A 201-nucleotide genomic window follows, 5' to 3' on the forward strand; every position below is an offset into this window, starting at 1 on the left:
GATGGGCATTCCCTTCGTCGCAGGAAAGTCCGGCCTGCCGCATGGCTTCGCGCGCTGCAAGCACGGCGAGCAAGCTGAAGCGGTCCATGGAGATGAGATGCCCCCGGTTGATGTCGTGCTCGGGCAGCGCCTTGATCTCAGCGCCCGTCATGCCCTCCAGGTCATGAAGCTCGGAATTGGCGAGCGGGCCGATGGCGGAGC

The 201-nt window shown here is 65.2% G+C and carries 1 pseudogene; it reads right to left on the reverse strand.

Annotated features, from left to right (window positions below):
- Positions 1-201 (reverse strand): annotated as a pseudogene (locus E5X88_RS33600) (beta-ACP synthase); the annotation flags it as partial.

The organism is Mesorhizobium sp., assembly GCF_004962245.1.
GTDB lineage: Bacteria > Pseudomonadota > Alphaproteobacteria > Rhizobiales > Rhizobiaceae > Mesorhizobium.